This is a genomic window from Paenibacillus sp. 22594, from assembly GCF_052044425.1.
GTDB lineage: Bacteria > Bacillota > Bacilli > Paenibacillales > Paenibacillaceae > Paenibacillus_AQ.
In genome coordinates, this window is sequence record NZ_JBQENA010000001.1 from 197,367 (window position 1) to 217,047 (window position 19,681).

General features: G+C 44.5%; 14 protein-coding genes. 3 read left to right on the forward strand and 11 right to left on the reverse strand.

What is annotated here, in order from left to right; genetic code table 11:
• Positions 1 to 4: 4 nt before the first annotated feature.
• The 4 genes from ACTJKB_RS00745 to ACTJKB_RS00760 all read right to left on the reverse strand — a co-directional run bounded on the left by ACTJKB_RS00745 (position 5) and on the right by ACTJKB_RS00760 (position 5,409).
• On the reverse strand, positions 5 to 1,729 hold the full coding sequence (locus ACTJKB_RS00745; RefSeq protein WP_440831366.1) for a cache domain-containing sensor histidine kinase: 1,725 nt from the start codon (positions 1,727 to 1,729) through the stop codon (positions 5 to 7).
• 104 nt (positions 1,730 to 1,833) lie between these two features.
• On the reverse strand, positions 1,834 to 2,718 hold the full coding sequence (locus tag ACTJKB_RS00750) for a carbohydrate ABC transporter permease (RefSeq protein WP_440831367.1): 885 nt from the start codon (positions 2,716 to 2,718) through the stop codon (positions 1,834 to 1,836).
• 30 nt (positions 2,719 to 2,748) lie between these two features.
• Entirely contained in the window at positions 2,749 to 3,711 is a 963-nt protein-coding gene (locus ACTJKB_RS00755) for an ABC transporter permease (RefSeq protein WP_440831368.1), read from the reverse strand.
• Positions 3,712 to 3,807: 96 nt separating this feature from the next.
• Positions 3,808 to 5,409: a hypothetical protein gene (locus ACTJKB_RS00760; RefSeq protein ID WP_440831369.1), complete on the reverse strand. Its 1,602-nt coding sequence runs from the start codon at positions 5,407 to 5,409 to the stop codon at positions 3,808 to 3,810.
• Positions 5,410 to 5,646: 237 nt separating this feature from the next.
• Between ACTJKB_RS00760 and ACTJKB_RS00765 the strand changes: the two genes are divergently transcribed.
• Positions 5,647 to 7,023: an extracellular solute-binding protein gene (locus ACTJKB_RS00765; protein ID WP_440831370.1), complete on the forward strand. Its 1,377-nt coding sequence runs from the start codon at positions 5,647 to 5,649 to the stop codon at positions 7,021 to 7,023.
• A 99-nt stretch (positions 7,024 to 7,122) separates the two neighbouring features.
• Here the strand turns inward: ACTJKB_RS00765 and ACTJKB_RS00770 are convergent, their stop codons facing one another.
• The 3 genes from ACTJKB_RS00770 to ACTJKB_RS00780 all read right to left on the reverse strand — a co-directional run bounded on the left by ACTJKB_RS00770 (position 7,123) and on the right by ACTJKB_RS00780 (position 12,938).
• A complete protein-coding gene (locus ACTJKB_RS00770; RefSeq protein WP_440831371.1) occupies positions 7,123 to 11,439 on the reverse strand; it encodes a hypothetical protein in 4,317 nt (1,438 codons plus the stop codon).
• A 5-nt stretch (positions 11,440 to 11,444) separates the two neighbouring features.
• The gene (locus ACTJKB_RS00775; RefSeq protein WP_440831372.1) at positions 11,445 to 12,452 is read right to left on the reverse strand and encodes a zinc-dependent alcohol dehydrogenase; all 1,008 of its coding nucleotides are present in this window, start codon (positions 12,450 to 12,452) and stop codon (positions 11,445 to 11,447) included.
• Between the two features lie 255 nt (positions 12,453 to 12,707).
• A complete protein-coding gene (locus ACTJKB_RS00780) occupies positions 12,708 to 12,938 on the reverse strand; it encodes a beta-L-arabinofuranosidase domain-containing protein (protein ID WP_440831373.1) in 231 nt (76 codons plus the stop codon).
• A 274-nt stretch (positions 12,939 to 13,212) separates the two neighbouring features.
• Here ACTJKB_RS00780 and ACTJKB_RS00785 point away from each other — a divergent pair, with 274 nt between their 5' ends.
• Positions 13,213 to 14,178, forward strand: a complete 966-nt coding sequence (locus ACTJKB_RS00785; RefSeq protein ID WP_440831374.1) for an NAD(P)H-dependent flavin oxidoreductase — start codon at positions 13,213 to 13,215, stop codon at positions 14,176 to 14,178.
• A 302-nt stretch (positions 14,179 to 14,480) separates the two neighbouring features.
• Here ACTJKB_RS00785 and ACTJKB_RS00790 read toward each other — a convergent pair whose 3' ends face one another.
• The 3 genes from ACTJKB_RS00790 to ACTJKB_RS00800 form a co-directional block, all read right to left on the reverse strand.
• Positions 14,481 to 14,927 (reverse strand): MarR family transcriptional regulator, encoded by a 447-nt coding sequence (locus ACTJKB_RS00790; protein ID WP_440831375.1) that lies wholly within the window; start codon positions 14,925 to 14,927, stop codon positions 14,481 to 14,483.
• 221 nt (positions 14,928 to 15,148) lie between these two features.
• Complete coding sequence (locus tag ACTJKB_RS00795; protein WP_440831376.1) at positions 15,149 to 15,850, reverse strand: SDR family NAD(P)-dependent oxidoreductase; 702 nt, start codon at positions 15,848 to 15,850, stop codon at positions 15,149 to 15,151.
• A 234-nt stretch (positions 15,851 to 16,084) separates the two neighbouring features.
• Positions 16,085 to 16,273 carry a hypothetical protein gene (locus ACTJKB_RS00800; protein ID WP_074083362.1) on the reverse strand — a complete coding sequence of 63 codons (189 nt, stop codon included), beginning with the start codon at positions 16,271 to 16,273 and terminating at the stop codon, positions 16,085 to 16,087.
• Positions 16,274 to 16,458: 185 nt separating this feature from the next.
• On the opposite strand from ACTJKB_RS00800, the gene ACTJKB_RS00805 reads away from it, so the two are divergent.
• The gene (locus ACTJKB_RS00805; protein ID WP_440831377.1) at positions 16,459 to 16,806 is read left to right on the forward strand and encodes a VOC family protein; all 348 of its coding nucleotides are present in this window, start codon (positions 16,459 to 16,461) and stop codon (positions 16,804 to 16,806) included.
• A gap of 7 nt (positions 16,807 to 16,813) precedes the next feature.
• Here ACTJKB_RS00805 and ppsA read toward each other — a convergent pair whose 3' ends face one another.
• Positions 16,814 to 19,438, reverse strand: a complete 2,625-nt coding sequence (ppsA, locus tag ACTJKB_RS00810; RefSeq protein ID WP_440831378.1) for a phosphoenolpyruvate synthase — start codon at positions 19,436 to 19,438, stop codon at positions 16,814 to 16,816.
• Positions 19,439 to 19,681 lie beyond the last annotated feature (243 nt).

The following is a 19,681-nucleotide window of genomic DNA, read 5'->3' on the forward strand; positions in this document are numbered from 1 at the left end:
CCCTCTATTCCCCATTTTCTCCCGCAGGGAGCTGAATGGTAACCAAAAGGCCTTCATCCGGTTCTACCTGAAAATTCAAACCATACGGATAACCAAATGTCATTCGAAGCCGTTCCTGCACATTGCGGAGTCCAAGATTGTTCAGACCTTTGGAAGGATTAGATGTTTCCGGTTTTTCCATCAGTGATTCAAGCCTCTCTAATTCAATACCCGGTCCTGTATCGGAAACCTCAAGAATCACAAGACCTGCACTTTCATGTTTCCCAGTCACAATGATGTGATTTACTTCATCTTGATTCAGGCCGTAGAAGATACTGTTCTCTACTAATGTAATTAGTGTCAGCTTGGGAATCGGTGTACCCCAAATGATCTCCGGCACGGCAATGTCCATCTCGAACACAGGGCCATACCTGAGGTTCATAACCTGACCATATCTTTCTAATTGCTGCAGTTCATCCCCGACCGTCACAATATCTCCCACCTTGTCAGTGGAGTATTGCAGCAGCCCCATGAGTGAGCGGATCATCTCAGCCATTTCTTGAGTTTGCCCGGTCTCCCCCAAGCAATATATGGCATTAAGCGTGTTGTTTAAGAAATGGGGATGAATTTGTGACTGGAGCACTTTGAGCTCATGATGCCGCTTCTTCTCCTCCGCTTCCCGCAAATCGTCAAATAACGATTGAATATTGTCCATCATCCGGTTAAAGCCGTCACCAATATGCGTAAACTCATCATTACGCTTCAGCTTGATCCGGGCTTCCAGATTCCCCAGTGCCGCCGCCTTGAACTGACGTGTAATGGCTGTTACCGGTTTGCGGATGTAGTTCGTAATCCATACGGATACGATTACCGCTAACAGGATGGCAATGAGAAGCACAAATTCCAACTGATGTTTAAGAGAATCTAATAATGGAAAGGCTTGGGACTCCTCGATCACGGAGAAGATGACCCAGTCCCAGCGATTCTGATTACTGCTAAGTACGGTATAGTTACCAAAAGAAGTATGAACTGTGTTATAAGAGGACACGCCTGTTTGGGTTAACGAACGCAAAGCCTCTTTCATTTCCAAATGATCCTGATAGGTTTTCGGATATTCGAGATACGTATTCGTTGATAAGTATTCTCCGGTATGCGTGTACAGATAAATACGGCGCTGCTCGTCTTGGATGATCCGTGGCCCCGTTAGTGCACTTAAATTGATGTCTAACGCAATGACTCTGTTCTTATCGATTTGCTTGGCAACTGTAATCACGGAGCGTTCGTTGACCGGATGCGGGGGACTCCACCAGAGGCCCATTTTACCCGTCTGAGCTTTAATCTCCTTGATCCGCTCCGGGGGAACGAAAAATTGATAACCATAGGGAGAGCTGATGTGTACTTTGTCATTTTCGATTAAATAAATCCCATGGATCTGTTCCTGATGGTAGATCATGATGTTATCTATCAGCTGCGAATAATCATCTTCATTCATTGTATTGTAGAGAACTGGTGTGGAGAGAAAAATGAGCTGACTCTGCAAAGAGTTCATCAAGGTTTTAATATAATCTTCAACCTGTACAACAGAACCTTGAAGTACTTTATTATTGTTCTGCCTGATGGGCTCTGACAACCGTTGATATCCAAATAAAGCGATGACCAGAAACAATACGATAACGGAGAGAAAGGTGAGGATGAAAAGCTTGGTACTGACGCTGGAAGTGAATCGTCCCCTTGTGCGTAAATGAATCATACAAGATCACTCCCTTATCAGATGCCGACTCCATGGAGGAAGGGTACAGCAAAGCCCCCGAGTATCGAGGGCTGTCGCTTTTAGCCATTATTATAGCATGATCATTACCCCTTAACCGAACCCAACAAGGCGCCTTTGATAAAATATTTTTGCAAAAACGGATAAATGACCAGAAGCGGCAGTGTCGCCACAACCACTACAGCCATTTTAATGGTTTCCGGAGGCAGCGCATCCAGAGCCAGCGAATTGACTGACAGCTCTGTACTCACATTCGGTGTTTGAATCATGCTTCTGAGCACGACCTGCATCGGCATAAGCGTCTTATCTGAAAGATAGAATATCCCTTTGAAGTATTCATTCCAATGCGTAACTCCATAGAATAAACCTATAGTTGCCATAATAGGTGCCGATAGCGGAAGCACGATGCGAAACAACGTAGTAACATCACCGCAGCCATCCACCTTAGCCGCCTCCTCGATTTCCGATGGAAGATTCTCAAAATACGTTTTGACGATTAACAGGTTAAAGGTAGATACCATGCCTGGAATCACAAGCGCCCACACTGTATCGTATAAACCGAGACTCCGCACCAAAATGTAAAGAGGAATAATACCTCCGCTAAAAATCATTGTAAAAACAAGCCCCATGAGGATAAAATTCCGACCCGGCACCGACTTTTTAGAAAGAGGATACGCCAGCAGCGTTGTGACGGCCATATTCAATACCGTGCCCACTACAGTGATGAATACCGTTATTTTTAGAGCTTGGGGGATACGCGCGCTGCTGAATATTTCTTTATAGGCTTGGAAGGTAAAATGCTCAGGCCAAATGACGAATCCGCCATTCTTCATGACCTCGATATAAGGAGTTACTGAGACAATTGCGACGTAGTATAGTGGAAACAAAGTAACAAGAGCGAACAAAGCCAGAAACGTGTAAATCGCCCCGTCAGCAATCTTATCTCCCCTGGACTTCTGAAGTGAGAACATCCGATACCCCCTCCTTTACACGCATGCAGCCTACCATATCCCTGAACCTCCTACTTTCTTGGCCAGCTTATTAGCGCCGATAACCAAAATGAGTCCAACCAAAGATTTGAAAACCCCCATTGCTGCAGCAACACCAAACTCCAGGCGTTCAAAGCCGTAGCGGTAAACCCATGTATCCACAATGTCTCCTACGTCATATACCCGGGCATTCAAAAAGATAAATACTTGGTCGAAGCCTGCATCCAATATGCCGCCGATTCGAATAATCAGCAGGAGTACGAATACATCCCGGAGACCGGGCAACGTAATATGCCAAAGCTGGCGCCAACGTCCGGCTCCGTCTACGACGGCAGCCTCGTATTGTTCCTGATTAATGGATGCCAGAGCCGCCAAATATATGATCGCTCCGAATCCTGTGTTTTTCCAAATTTCTGTAAGCACCAGCATCGGCCTAAAAAAATTCTTGTCTGCCATTAGATCGATTTGTCCCCAGCCCATATCACGTACAAATGTACTTATTAATCCGGAGCCTGGAGCTAGAAATGAAAAGGCCAATCCATATACAATAACCCAGGATAAAAAATAGGGTCCGTAGGTGATGGTTTGCACCGTTTTTTTGAACCAGCGAACTCTCACTTCATTCAGCATAAGTGCGAGTATCACATCGGGAACCATGTTCCCTATAATTTTGTAAATACTGATCAGCAGCGTGTTTCTCATGATTTGCAAGAATTCAGGATTATCAAAAATGATCCGGAAATTGTCAAAACCGACCCAAGAACTACCCCAGATCCCTTTCATTAAATTGTAATTTTGAAAAGCAATCAAGGTTCCCGCCATGGGTACATAGTGAAACAGAATATAATAGAGCAGTCCCGGTAACATCATGAGATAAAACCATCTGCTGCGGTAAACGGAGCTTAATTTACCCTGCCTCCAAGGACGTGGAGCAATCGATTTCTTCTCCCGCACAGCTATGGGTTCCGCCGCCATCCCCATCACCTCCTAGCTCAATCTTTGGTGGAAGGCAGAAGGAAACCCTTGATCGGTCCAGGCTTCCTCCGCCAGCTTGAGTTCCTATTTTTAAATCTATTTAAAATCGTTAAGCTTCTTATCTTTGAGCGCCGCGTTCAATTGATTCGTATATTCCGTAAAAATCTCTCTACCCTTGAACTTGGTCATTAACTCTTCACGATATTGCGGCCAGTTCTTACCGCTCTTGTCTTCCAGTACAGCTTTGATATGGAATTTACTCATTTCTTTACGGAAATCCCCGATGTTAATGCCGGCAGGAGGAATCAGGCTCACTGGAGGCAGAGCATCATGCTTAGGATAATCTTCAATCGTCTTCAATATGGCGTAGTCATGCTCGGAAATTCGGGGGTCCATCAACTCTAAACCCAGAACCTTTGGTTCATCCGGGGTAAACACGCCATATACATTCAACCAGTTGCCGGCTTTGGCGATATCCGTATCGTAAGCCTCCACATTGAGGGTAACCTTGTTGCCGGATTTCGTATAATGCTTCCCTTCCTGACCATAGTGAGTCAACAGGAACCCTTCCTCACTAGTCAGCCAATCCAGAATCTCCAAGGAGCGCTTGACTTTATCCGGTGATTTATCTGCCGTCGTTTTACTGATCAGAATTGTGTTTTCAGGTACATTATTCTTCCACATGACTGGTTGATCCAACGGATAAATCGGCTGCCAGTCCGCTTCCGGATTAAGCGCCTTCGTCCGGTTTTGCAAGCTGGTCGGTACACTATCCAGTGCCATGGTTTTGTCACCTGGTGAGAAGATCATTCCGACTTTACCTTGAGCGGCTTTATCAATGTGTGCAGGACTTTTGTTGAGGAACCAGTCCGGATCTACGATTCCTGCCTTATTCCATTCCACCACTTGATCGATAACACCCTGAACCTTAAGATCCGAACGGTTATCTACAAAGGTGTTGTCAGCGATCATGAAATCGGCAACAAAGCCGTTATTCAACCATTGCGGGAAGTCTAGCGGCAAGCTTTGTCCGCTTCCTGCAGCAGTGAAGCCGTAAGTATCCTGCTTCCCATTTCCGTCCGGATCTTCCTTAGTGAACTTAGTGAGGACATCGGTCAATTCCGCGAAATTAGTAGGGGGATTCAAACCCAGCTTATCCAGCCAATCCTGGCGGATATACCAAGATGCATATGCATTCCGCTGGAAAGGCATGATGGCACGGGTGAACTCACCTTGCTTGGGTTGAAAAGCTTCTACCTCTTCCGTGCTCACCCATTTGTAGTAGTTAGGCATGGTCTCCGGGGTGAAAAAGGAACTTAAATTAGCGGTAATACCGTCCGAAATGTATTTTTGGGACTCCGTACCTGCAGCGATAAACAGATCCGGTGCACTGCCTCCGGCCAAGGAGGCATTCAGTTTGTCGTGGTACTCTTTGCCTATCGCCATATAGTCAATTTTCAAATCTACATTAAACTTTTCTTCAATAGCTTTTTTAACGAAATCTTTATCCGCTGAAGGCAAGGTCACATTCGCAAGAAACCCGTTAGCAACTGACCAGTTCAAGGATAACTTCGCCGATTCTGGACTTCCCGCACCATCAGGCGATGTAGTTGATGTTTCGTTTGCTGTGTTCTCGCCAGCAGCACATGCCGTAAGCGCTAACATAGCGCTGAGTCCTAGCACGAATAATTTTTTCATTCGACCAACACCCTCCTCTTGTATGATGTTCGCCATTTGTTTCGATGACTTGAATTTATTATAGGCCCCGGACAGGGTTGGAACTAGCAGACCATTTCAAGAAATAGTAGTCTATATACAGAAATATCACATTTATCACACTGGTCCAGATGGCAATTCCCTTCCATTTATACTATAATGTAACCCAGTTAGATACCAAGACAATACACTAGAGTTTTTCATGGAGGTTCAACATTAATGGCCGCGAAGCCTAAACGAACAACCTTTCGAACTAGGCTTGCAGAGATGGTCTCAGCCTTGCAGACGGACATCATAACAGGAGTATTAAAACCCGGTGACTTCCTGCCTTCCGAACTGGTGCTTACAGAGAAGTTTCAACTTAGTAAAAACTCGGTTCGCAAAGGGTTGGATCAGTTGCTTGACCTGGAAATGATCGAAAAAGTGCCGCGGGTCGGTACACGCGTTATCGGTACAGGCCGTAACGAAAAAATCATCTTGAGATTCGGTTATTACCCAACGCTCACCCTGGAAGCCGATTTATTGCATCTGGTGGGAGTGTTCGAAGGGCAGTTTCCACATATTTCTGTGCAGATGATCCCTCTATCGCATTCGTACTTTTCACAGGACGCGAAAGCAGCCATGGAGAGAGACGCTCTGGACTTGATCACTTTAAATATGCAAAGCTATGAATCACTTTCTGAAGCCGCACGGGTCTCCGACATGTTGGAGCCACTGGAGCGCAAGACCAGTACATATCCCTTCCTATCTGGACCATTTACTCAAGACAAACAATTGTATGTGCAGCCGTTTATTTTTTCACCGGTCGTGTTGTGTTATAACCTGGAGCATTTCAGGGAAGCTGCATGGCCTGAACCGGACAGTGGCTGGAACTGGAGCGATGTTCAACAGGCAGCACTAGCCTTAACACACAAACATGACAGGATCGGCATATTGTTCCATCTGCAATCCATCAACCGTTGGCCGCTTTTTTTGCTGCAAAACAAGGTCGTTTTTGAACGGGATTCGCTGGGGAAGCTGGTGGTTACCAATGACAATTTCCGTCAGGCCCTGCAAATCAGCCTTGGATTATTTGAAGGAATGAACCCGGACACTGTCTATATGTCGGAGAACGACTCGGATGCCGAACGGTTTTTCCTGCAGCAAAAAGCTTCGATGATTGTCACCAGCTATTTCAGCCTGAACCATTTGCGTAAAGCTGACTTCGCTTATGACATTGCTCCACTACCCTATTCATTAGAAGCAAAGACTCAGCTCTTAATCATTGGTCTTGCGGTCAGTACATTGAGCAAGCATAAGGAAGCGGCCCGGACCCTCTTGGATTTTCTCATCTCGGACCAGGCACAGCTGCACATTCGCAAGAACACTTTAAGCATTCCTAGTGTCAAAACAGCGGCAGAATGGGCCGGGGAAGAAACGTTGACAAGGCCTTCCCGGTTTCCCATGTACCGCGATATCATCCCAACCTTCAGTTTTTACAGCGATATGAATATTACTTTCCGCGAACTTGAAATCATGCGGCATATTCTTAAACTGTATTGGGCACGTCTCGATGATTTTGAGACCGTTTGCCGACAGCTGAAGCTCTCCCTTTAACTTACAATCGCGAAATGCCGACGCCCCATCTGTCTAGGATGGGGCGTCGGCATTCTGTTCTATCCTATGGAATCATCGGTAGTTTATACATTTTCGTTACTATAAAATGATGGTACTGCCAAACCACTTCTGTCCAAGTGCCTCATAGAAAGGAATACTTTGGGTATTCATGCCCTGCCAAATCTGGAGTGAGACGACTTGCTGTTGTTGTCCAATCATCAGCCTGATCGTGTAGGATACTCCGTTTTTGTCCTTAGCCTGACCCTGCAGAAAGACGCTATCGGATGTCGTAACCAACCAATGAATCTCATCCAGCTCCAGATTCAATCCTTTGGGCTCTACATGAATCTTCAATATCCGTTGTGTTGATTCAGTATCCAGCCCCCATACGGCTTCGATATGCACTTTCTTCGCAACACTGCCTAACTCGTCATTGCCTTCGGCAATAGCGAACCACCCACCTACTTCCAACCCATTATCGCTTGGGCTATGAACAGCTAGTATAGCTTCTGACTCCGCTGCCACATATCTGCTATTCGTCAACAGCCCTGTCTTTACCTGATATAATCCCGCGGGAAGCTGTACATTTGTTGTTACATTGCCTGAGACATCTGTCTCATATACGTTCTGGATCACCGGCGTTTGGTATGCCTCTAGCGTTGCATCCGGTTTCATCTTCGAGATCGTAAATTGAATGGGCAGCCTAGCTATAGATCCTAACTCTTGATCATCCTCCTGTGATACATGAGCTGACAGATTAACTATCCCTTCCGAGACAGCTGTACTACCTGAATAAGCAACAGAAGCTGTTTCGCGTTTTACAGTCAGGCTGCTTTTCCTTTCGCTTGCTCCGATAAACAAGTTGGGTTCCCCTTGAAAAACAGCACGTATATCATACACAGCCTCTTCTGCATTCTCCGGTGCCTCTTGACTTACTAAATAGGAAAAAGCTGCAACGCCATCAGCATTCGTTGTAGCATTACCTTTTACTTCTCCTCCGACTGAGAACTGTACGGAACGATTTTCTAGAGGTTGCCCTTGAAGATTCGTCAGTCTCGCTCTCAAATTCGCGGTATCGCTGTAAGTGGCCTTCGATACGGTATCGAGAGTAAGTGAAGTTCCCTGGTAAACAGTAACTCCGATAATGTTCGTTCTGACGGTCTTCCCACCTAAGCTGATATCAGCGTAAACGTTTGCTGTCCCCGGCTTTAGTGCTTTGACCTGCCCATACACCGCAGACACGACAGTAGGGTCGCTGCTTGTCAAAGAAACTGTACTTCCAGCCATGATGGCAGGCAATCCATTGGCTAAAATGCCGGAAGGGACAACCGGCTCAGTTTGCCCCTGTTCCAGCTTAACTTTCGCCATTGTTATTGAGGCTTGAGCCAGCGGAACTGGAAGTTTGTATAAATTCGGACCAGATGCATAATAGATGCTTCCGTCCACACCCAAGTCCACGAGGTTCGTTGATGTCTCTACAAGCTTACGTGATTTCATAGAGATAGGATCGACAACCGTTAAATAACGTGCAATATTCGTATACAACAGTCCATCTTGTCCCCAGCGTAAATAAAAGGCCCGCCAAGGGCTTCCTCCGCTCGCTTTCGGGTAAAACAGTTTGCTTTTCATAACCTTATTCGTATCAGGGTCTAAAGCATAAATCGCATATATATGCCCGCCTTCCTCGTCACTTCCCCAGGCACCGCCCCATAACATTCCATCGGGACCAAAGGACAGTCCGCCAAGCAACCTTGGAGACGTCAAGCCTGGAATTACGGGTACAAACTCATCGAGTTTGGTTGCTGTCGCTACATCCCATTTGAACAGCTTGGCTGACGTTGCCGTCGGTTTGGAGCCAAGTCCTCCTTCAATGGATGTACCGCCAAAGACAACTCCGTTGTTATAGGCAAGTGCTATGATACTTTGATCTTGAACGACATTACGAGTTGACGTCCATGTATTCGCAGATTCATCATAGGTGGTTAAGCTACCGCCCAGACTCCCGTAACCCGGTACAGTTCCGATGAATAACTTGTTATCGCCGGAAGCCATCGCATAGGGGCGATCTTGCCCTTCCGGAATCGTTTTTATGAGACCGGGGTTATTCGTTGGCAGCGTCCCGTAGTTATAAGGCTGATTTGAATCGTAACGGTAAATCCGTGCTCCAGAGTAAGCGCCAAAATAGGCTTTTCCGTTTAAGAAACCAATCTCCTCTATTTGATGCGGAGAATCAAAATTTGACATCTGCATATCATATTTCTGATTGGCTTGATCGAATATACTCAGACCATCTATGAAACCGCCCAGATACAGCTTTCCATCGGGTCCAGCTGCGAGACTTTGAATATTGACACCGTCTTTTACCACAGGGACTTGGCGGGTTATGATTGAATTGTCTGTTGGATTATACAGGGTATATTGTCCATTCTCGTATAAAGCGGCTAATACTTGAGTGCCGTCAGGTAACGTGATCCAGTTCACCGCTTTAGTCCCCGTTTCAGGCAGCTTGATCATTGGAGCAACAGCCTGAACGGAATTGGTCCCGACATTATATGTCCATAAGGTGTGTGAATATTTATTATGGTAATATAGCAGATTTGAATTATAAGGTGACGGAGGAGATATTTTGCCATCAAATGCCTCCAGCGAACTATTCGCCACATTCTTTATCACCTCATAAGTCTGACCATGCACGACGGTAAGTGAGGTACCGTGGGTAATGTATAGAAGTCCATTGAAGGGAGAAATGTTGTGTACAAAATCGTCAGCCCCAGTGAACGGCATAGGGATCTCAATCTTTTCCCCAGTGGTTCTGGAAACACGCATTAAGTGTTTTTTTGAGCCAATTCCAACGTATAGGTACTGGTCCGTAACCCCGGCTCCCCGTGCGTATTCCTCCTTATCGTGCATGCTGCCCAGATCTTTAAAACTGCCGTTGGCAATATTGTATGAGAATACTTTAGATTTTGGGTAGGTGGAACCATAGATGAGCCCATCTGAACTTGCATCCAGATCCCATACGAAATCATTAGTAAGATTATTCCCGATCAGGGTGATCTTTTGGAGAATAGGATCGTATTGCCAAAAGCTTTGATTGGCTGTAGCGGAAAAGTAGACTTTGTTATCTGAGCCGACCGTTACCGCCCAGGTTTCTGTTGTACCGGGAACTTGCTCGGAAAAGTTGACGTGTCCGGTAACCGCATCTACAGCATAAAACGTACCAGGGGCACCGTTGGCCACGAAGTATAATTCCCCGTTTCCTATTGCTCCCCCCAAAGTGGTTCCCGAAAGAGTCGCTTTACCCAAATTAACGGGTGAGCCATACGTAAACGGCAACGTCAGCGTGTCATTCACTTTCTTCGTAAGGGAAATGTCGTCAAAATAAGCTTTACTGAGCGTAGCCGCACCGGAATACAACAGGAGTTTTGCGGTTGCTGCATTAGCTGGTGCTATTCCCTCAACTTTTAGGGTCTTCCATATATTCAGAGGACCAGTATAAGAAACGGTAGATTGCCCTCTTTCAATTCCTGATGAATCATAGAATTTGATGTATAAAATGACACCGCCCCCGGATATCAATTTAACATTCGCCATCGCTTCATACAGGCCGTCTTCTTCTATGGATATCGCCGGGGTGATCACAGCAACGGGGTTTGAACTGCTGGTGTCATTAATGAGGAGACTGGAAAGTCCGCTGTTCTGTTCCTCCTTGCTTATCGATACAGAGCCTGTTGGTGTCCCCGGAAACAACCCCCATCCAGGAATACTTGTGCCGGAGATAGGATCTTCAAATCCCGGATTGAGGACTGTCAATTGATCCGCCACACGATAAAACCGCGCCTCATCCGCATAAGCAGTCAGGGTAGTACCCGATGAAGCATACACAAAGACCGTCGCAAAGGCTGCTTCCGCAGGAGCAATACCCTGAACTCGAATATCCAGCCATTTGTTTAACGAAGGAGCGGCCAGGTTAAAAGTCGCCTGCTGGTTCAATGGCTTCCCCAAACTGTCATGCCAGCGGATCCAAAGAGAAGGTGTTCCGGTATAGTTTTCAATATACAGTTTTACCGCTGCCTCATATGATTTTCCGGCTGTAACGGCCAGCTTTACGCTCTCCGCTCCAAGGGCTCCAGCCACAGCTCCGGTCCTTTCTATTTTTAAGCTTCGATTGCCTGCAAATTTGACGGTTTCAGATAAGGAAAGCCCTGAAGGGATACCAGCAGAAAAATAACTCCAACCCGGTATTTTACCTGCAACCAGATCTTGTTCAAATCCGGAATTAACCACGGGAATATCTTCTGCAGCCTCAGCGGCCTGAACGTTGGCAGGCAAGGATAAAACGAAGCAGAGCAAAATTAATAATCCTGACAGCAGCCATCTGGAAAACGCGGTTCTTTCAACCCTGGAAATAACCATTCACATCATCCCTTTCCATAATCAATGATGACACCCAGTACATCCCGCGGTGACTCGCTTAGCATTTCGTAAGCTTCAGTCATGGATAGTAACGACAATTCATGTGTGATAAGACTATGGATCGAAATCCGTTGTTCAGCGAGTAAGCGAATATACTCCGCCATATTGCGTCCTTCCGTCCAACGCACATATCCAATCGGATAATCAACACCCTTACTTTCATAACTTTCGTGATACCGTCCAGGCCCGCCAGCACGTGAAATGAGAATTTGCGCCTCCTTGGCAAACATTAACTCCCGGTCGAAATCCATTTTGACATCGCCTACAATAATGATTTTGCCTCTGTCGCGAATCCAATGCAGTGCCTGATCGATTATACCCGAATTGGCGCCATTAGCGCAGATAACGACGGCATCAACACCTTGATGCTGCTCTAACGAGACGACTGCTCTGCTTACATCTTCCACTTGGTCATACACCTGTGCCCGGATGGCTTCCGAAAGCTTGCTGCAGCGTTCTGCCAACAGATCAAACCCAATGACCCTGTTCCCCGATATGTCAGCAATTCGGCCTGCGATTTGACCTAATATCCCGAGTCCAACGACAACAACAGATTCCCCAAAACGTAAATCGGCTTGCCGGAGTGCATGAATAGCAATCGCACCAAGCCCGACAAACGCTGCTTCCTTCGATGTGCATGTGTCAGGAAGCGGGACTACTAAATGCTTAGGCACAGCCAACATCTCCGCATGCTTGGTATATGGAGAACCGTAACAAGCGACACGCTGCCCTTTCTGCACATGAGTGACACCCTCCCCGATGTCCCTGACCACTCCCATCGCACTGTACCCAAGTTGAATGGGATTTTCGGATTGGAGGTTTTTCAGAAGTAGCTCCGTTCCCGAGCTGATAGCAGAATAGATGGTTTCTACACTCACGTAATTTGCCTCAACTAAAGGGTCATCAATATCCAAGATTTCAACCTTGCCTTTCAAGGAAATAACAGATTTCATTTCAGCCCTCCCCTCACATTGGTTCATATCTGGTTCATACTTAAGATGTTATGAGATAACCTTAGTGAAGTCAAACATTATTTACGCATATATGTCCAAATTTCGAACAAATATTTTTAGATAAGCATTAAATATGAACCAGTTATATTTCGGTTAGCTGTTCTTGAAGGGTACATCTCCTTGTATGTATCTGCGCACTGTGCATATGCCGGATCTGATGTATGTCGGAAGAGAAACTCTGCCAGACGAATCATATTATATACAGTACAGTACAGTACCTTGATTCTTATCACCGAGGCGTGCCTTGATCTTCATTTTGGGCATCCACACTTCACCCGCAGTATTCCCGCCAGTGGCCAAAGTTCCTCTCTCTGTGACAGCACATTTCCAGTAGGCAGCGACAATGTCCATCCATCTTTGTTCGCCGGTTACTTCGTAAGCTCTGGCACAACCGAGTCCTTCAGGAATGGTTGTGTTGGCATGCATGTTGGTCAGAGGGTCTTTATTTTCCAGTAACGGGTGACATGTTTGCCCTCGAATATAAAATTGATCCATACTGATTATTAAAGCAAGCTTCACTTGTTTAAAAAAATGTTATCTGCCCAAAAGGCGTTACAAATTTCATATTGAAAGACATGATATTTAACATAGTTTGAGCATGCTCACAGTCACATCGGGAAAAACTTAACTGTGTTAAGTTATAGCTAATTACTCCAGCGGAGTTATTCTAATGTCTACAACTTATGAAAGAGGTGTGTAATTGAAACTTCCAACAATCCAATTCGGACATATTAAATCCAGAGTTCCTGTTATTCAAGGTGGAATGGGTGTAGGCATATCCTTAAGTGGACTAGCTGCTGCTGTAGCCAATGCAGGCGGGATCGGCACCATCTCTGGTACAGGGATCACTACTGAAGAGCTGAGAATGCATATTCGCAAAACAAGAGAACTCACTAATGGAATTGGCTATATCGGTGTGAATGTACTATTCGCAGTGAAGGACTTTGCCGAAAAAATGAAGGTTGCTTTGGAAGAAAAGGTTGACTTTATTATTTCCGGAGCCGGAATTTCTAGAGATATTTATTCTTGGGGTAAAGAACATGGTACTCCTGTCGTAACGATTGTTTCATCCGCCAAATTAGCCCGAATTTCCGAAAGACTTGGTGCCTCCGCAGTCGTTGTGGAAGGGTTCGAAGCTGGGGGCCATTTAGGTACAGACAGATCCATGTTTGATATCCTTCCTGAAGTCTTAGAGGCCGTTTCGATTCCGGTTATTGCTGCGGGTGGGATTTTGACAGGGGATGATATCGCAAAAGCTCTTCGGATTGGCGCATCTGGTGTTCAAATGGGCACCCGATTTGTGGCTAGTCATGAGTGTGATGCTCCCTTAGCCTTTAAGCAAAAGTATGTAGATGCTCAGCAAGGAGATACTGTCCTCATCAAGTCTACAGTGGGTCTAGAAGGAAGAGCGATTCGGAATGAATTTACGGACCGGATCAGTGATGATGCCAAATTAAAGATAGTCAAATGCTATGATTGTCTAAAGGTTTGTTCACATCGCTTCTGTACAATGGAATCCCTGCTCACTTCCCTTAGAGGAGATGTTAAGAACGGATTGGTTTTTGCTGGGTCCAGAGTTCATGAGATTAAAGAGATTTTGTCCGTACAGCAGATTGTCAACAATTTAATGAATGAGTATCAAGGGGCATTGAACCCGACCACTTAAGCTTGCGATTTCTGAGCGTAATTCTTGTCTTCTGACATCGAAAAAATGTGTACCAATACAATAAGCCGATCAGAAAAAGATCGGCTTATGATTACATAAAGTCTCTGACAGATTCAAATGGCTTTATAGCCTCAAACGCTGTCAACGCGATCTGTTCAACTGAATGCCTTCAAGCGGTTTCAGACCCAGCTTGTTCAGCCAATCTACAATCCATCAATCGGTCTGTGTCTGCACATAACAAAAAATCCGCACATAGTGCAGATTTCAATAAGCACATATTCGCCTCTACAAGATCAACTACTTCAAACGTTTCCCTTCATTTTTTCAACATTTCTATTTAACTGAACTAATATTTTCCTCAGCATGGTAAGCTCTGTATCACTAATATCAGTTAATAGTTCCTCCGCAAAATGCTCTTTCTCCTTTTGTGAAGTTTCGATTAATGCGCTTCCTCGATCCGTTAATTTAACCAGAGTTATACGGTTGTCCCCGTCTTTTTTTCTTCTTGCTACGATCCCGTTATCTTCAAGCTGTTTGAGATGTCTAGCGACAGCTGCCTTGTCCAGGGTCACTTTTTTTTGTAAGTCACTTTGACTGATTTCGATCTCTTGATATATTAAAGCGAGTATTTCAAAGCGAGATTGGCTGATGCTGATGTAAGCATCGAATGTAGTGTTAATGGCGTTGTTTACACCATACATTTGGTATAACAGCGTGGCTTTTTGTGACCAATCTTTGCTCAAAACCATCCCATCTTTCTTAATCGTTTTTTGTTACTATAGGCTTGCAATGTAATAGACAATATACAACGTAACTTCTTTACAAGCAAGTCTGCCTAGAGCCACAACGATCCCTCTTCCTGAATATGGGGGTGAGTTCATCCAAACCTAAAAGCCCTCTCTCCGGTGAGAAAGGGCTATCCTAAAAGTTGAAGTCGTTCAGAATGTGTAAGTGAATCTTTTTTATTCAATCAGTATACTGCTAGAGTGCCGTCGTAATTAATGACCTGTTTATTGTGATTTTTTTCATCCAAAACAAAGGAAAGGATAAATTCCGCAGCTTGAGCAGTTGTTTTCACGAAGTCTCCTGTCATATTACCATTTAAATCTGTTGAAACCGCTCCAGGCATCACTGAAAAAATCTCTACAGGTATATTCTCTTTCTCAAAGCTCATTCCCCAAGACTTAGTCATGACATTCAAAGGAGCTTTGGATGTTTGATAGGCAAATGCATTGAAATAAGGTAACGGCTCAATAGGTATACTGATATTTTGAATAGTGCCTTTATTGGCTATCAATAGGGGGAGCAAGCCTTTTGAAAGTGCAAAAGGACCGATAAAATTAACTTGATGAGTTTCCTGCAGCTCTTCAACCGCAAATTTCCATCCAAATTTATGCATATCACCTGGAATACCGGCATTGTTCACCAAAAGCGTCAACTCAGGGAAATTCTGCTTAATACTTGTTACTGCATTATCAATACTCTGCAGGTCAGCAACATCCAACAATACCAAATGTGCATCACCAAATGCTTGGAGGGCAGTTACGGCTGTTTCTCCCCGCTCCTGATCGCGTGCCCCAACCAAAACACGATACCCCGCTTTTAACAATTGCTTTGCAATCTCAAATCCGATACCTTTATTCGCACCAGTTACTAATGCTGTCTTTGTCATCTGTTATTCTCCCTCTTCTACGGGCAGTCTTAAGTTCACTACTCCGTAAACTGTATTCCTTACTTCCGGCTAACTGAAGCATATCTGTTGATGTGTCAACGGTTGATCTATCAACAGTTTATGATAAATTTTCTTTTATAGCAAGCTATTTTTTAGAATTATTTAAGTTGAACCTAAGAAAGAAGTTATGAATTTTAAAGCCGATCCTTTGGGGGATCGGCTTCATTTTAATCCTTAATTTTGTCTGTTCTCCACAGATTTCATACGGTTTTGATCGTCAGGCAGCCGGTCTTTACTGTTTTCCTGACCTGCTTCTACTTCACCGTGGCCGGAGACAGCCCGTGCAAAATTTGTGAACTGTCTTTTTTCCTCATCCTGCTCGTGCTTAAGCTTAAGAAGCTCCTGCGGATCCTGAGTTGTCATAATGTTTAACCTCCTAAGAAATCGAATCAATGTGTTGATTCGCACTACAGAAGTTTTCCATTATATCGCGGAGCTTATGCAAGAAATTCAAAAACCATAATCTTATTAAAAAAGGAAGAAGGAGATCCATCTCGAATATCAAATCGGACAACTAAAAATTTGATAACAGACAGGAGTTGGATACAATGATAAAAGGTTTCGGAGGAATATTTTGGAGAACTAAGAATCTTGAAGTTGTGAAAAACTGGTACAGCAAAGTGTTGAAGATTGAAATAGACAACTGGAATGGGACTGTGATTAAACCCCAATCAGGAAATGAGACGATCTTTTCTTTCTTTACTGAGAATGACAGTTCTTTTCCAACCGAACAACAAGTGATGCTGAATTTCCAAGTACATGATCTCAACGAGACGATTCAACATCTTGAACAGATAGGTGTACCGCTTGCCAAGAATATTGAGGTTAGTGAATTTGGAAAGTTTGTTTGGATTGAAGATCCTGAAGGCCGGCTGATTGAACTTTGGGAGAAATAATTACTTCTTATTCAAAACTCAGAGTGAGTATTTCGATATACCCTTCTGTTCCATTCACCCGAATTCGCTGCCCATCTTTGATCAGTTTGGTAACATTCTCCACTCCCACAACTGCCGGCAAGCCATATTCACGCGCGACAACGGCTCCATGAGTCATGAGTCCGCCAACTTCCGTGACTAGACCTTTTATAGATACAAATAGTGGTGTCCATCCAGGGTCAGTATAGGTGGTGACTAATATATCACCATCATCCAGATTGGCATTGTCCATGTTTAAAATGACACGCGCTCTTCCTTCTATCACTCCAGTAGATACGGGTAAACCTACAATTGCATTAGCAGGCATATTTTCCCGTTTGTACTCACCGGAGAGTGTTTCACCCTCTGAAGTGATGACACGTGGGGGAGTTAGTTTTTCATAAAATTGGTACTCTTCTTTTCGTTGGCAAATGATCTTGTAATCCAGCATATTTGTGCGCACGACATCCTGAAGTTCTTCAAAAGTGAGGAAGTATATATCTTCTTTATCATGGATAACGCCAGTTTGAACGAGTTGTTCGGCTTCTTTCAGTAAAGCCTGCTTATAAACGAAGTAGCGGCTTACCATACCGTATTTTGGATATTCCCGGTAGCCGATGAAATTCCGGATGATGTCGATCATTCGTTTTGCCTCTTTGGCTTTTGGTTCACCGTCCGGTAATTCTTTCAGTCGATCTAATAACTCTTGTTCTTTGTTCAATGCTTCCTGACGCCCTTGCTCAAATTTCAGATGGCCGGCGTTAGGCTCAAAGTTCTTGATGTGATTCAGAATCAACGGGACAAGGGGAAGTGGGTTCTCGCTCCAACGCGTTCTGGTAATATCGATTTCTCCGGCACAGCGCATTCCGTATTTGTCGAGATAAGCATGGATTGCGTCTTGGGTTTCCTGCCCGCCCTCAAGCTTTACCAGTTCATCCAGAAAATTAGTATCTTTTGCATTATGCAAATAATCAATCACTTCTGGATAAGGACGAATCACATCCGCGACATCCATTAGTGCAAGACCCATTTCCGAAGTGATATTGCTCTGCACAGATTGAGAAAGCGTATCTGCTGCGTTTTTTTCGCCTAACCACTCGTTCATGTTTTCATTGATCCATGAGGTAGCATTTATAGCAGCCATAAACACAGCCGTACTTTGCGGGTCAAATAAGATCTTCCTTAATTGCTGGATATCTTCCAGAATAAAATCAATTAAATTAGAGCCTGATTTCGTTTGGATATTTTGTTTTAGCTCTTCTATCGATGTTTGACTTCGCTTAATCAAATCAGGAACGATTGCCGGATCGATTTCAGTTTGTGGCTGAAGACCCGCAGACGGCATCCCTTTATTGTTTTTAGTGGGACTCAAATCCTTATTATCTGTGGGGAGCAATTGAATAAAATCACGCTCTATTAGGGTCATGAGGGCGCCCTGTATAAGCGGATCGGATCCAAGATTATTTAATAAAGTTTCCCTGCCGACAGGCGAAGACAGATGCTGTGTGATATCCACATATAACCTTCCACCAGCTTTATACCTGGGTCCAAAAGAGGTTAACTGGAATAAAGACATTCCCAGTGGTTTTAAGGGATCCGTCATCATTTGTTGATGACCTACAGATACATAGACGCGATTGTTGTGATCGTTCGTTTCAGGAATCGGGTATAACGTAGTAATTGGCCGGCTCTGGACAATATAAAAAGTATCCTCGGCCAAACACCATTCGATGTCCTGGGGACAGCCAAAGTAACCTTCAATCTCTCTTCCGATGCGTGCCAGCTGTAAAATTTGTTGTTCAGTAAGTGTTTGAACTTTTTGCCGAATAGGTTCAATCTGCCGGGTTTCTGTTCCGCCTTCTTTTAATCCATAGATGGCCAACCTCTTGGTTGCGATTCTCTTCTCAACGATTTCCTCTTCCTGTACTTTATAACCATCGGCAGATACCAAGCCCGAGACCAGTGCTTCTCCAAGCCCAAAGACCGCATCAATGGATAGCAGTTTCCGGTTAGAAGTAATCGGATCGGCGGTAAATAATACCCCTGAGGCCTCCGGGTATACCATTCTTTGCAGGATAACGGATAAATAAACTTGACTGTGGTCAAATCCATTTTGTATCCGGTAGATTACGGCCCGCTCCGTAAATAGGGAAGCCCAACATTTGCTGATATGCTGCAGGATTGCATCAACGCCGATGATATTTAAGTAGGTGTCTTGTTGACCGGCAAATGAAGCATGCGGTAAATCCTCAGCAGTCGCACTGGAACGTACCGCATAAGCCTGCTTTTCTCCAAGCAGGGAGAGATAGTGAGTAACTGCGGTCACAACATCCGGGGGGATTTCTGCTTCCATGATGATTTGTTGAAGCTTCCGGCTGATTTCCCGAATTTGATCCCGGTCTTCAACATTTAGCATGGTTAGTTTACCCAATAAAGAATGATACATTTCGTTTTGTTCGATGGCTTTTTGATATCCCACTGTTGTAACACAGAATCCTTCGGGTACCTGTATTCCGGGCAGTTTCGATAACTTTCCTAAATGGAGCCCTTTTCCCCCAACAAGTAGAAGCTGGGTATCATCCACTTCCTGAAAGCCGATAACTAATGAACTCATTCAAGATCTCCCCTAACCATTAAATTGAGAAAAAAATTTGACAAGAGTTTGACTGCGTGGTATATTAATAATATAAGATACCTTTACTATGCTAATACATATTAATTTTGATGCAAACCGATTATATCATCGCGTCTGTCTAGATGCAATGTTAAAGAACCTGATGAATTTCATCAGGTTCTTTTTTTGGTTATGTGGCGTACGAAATCCTGCCAAGGCTTGCATGTATTCATTTTACTCACT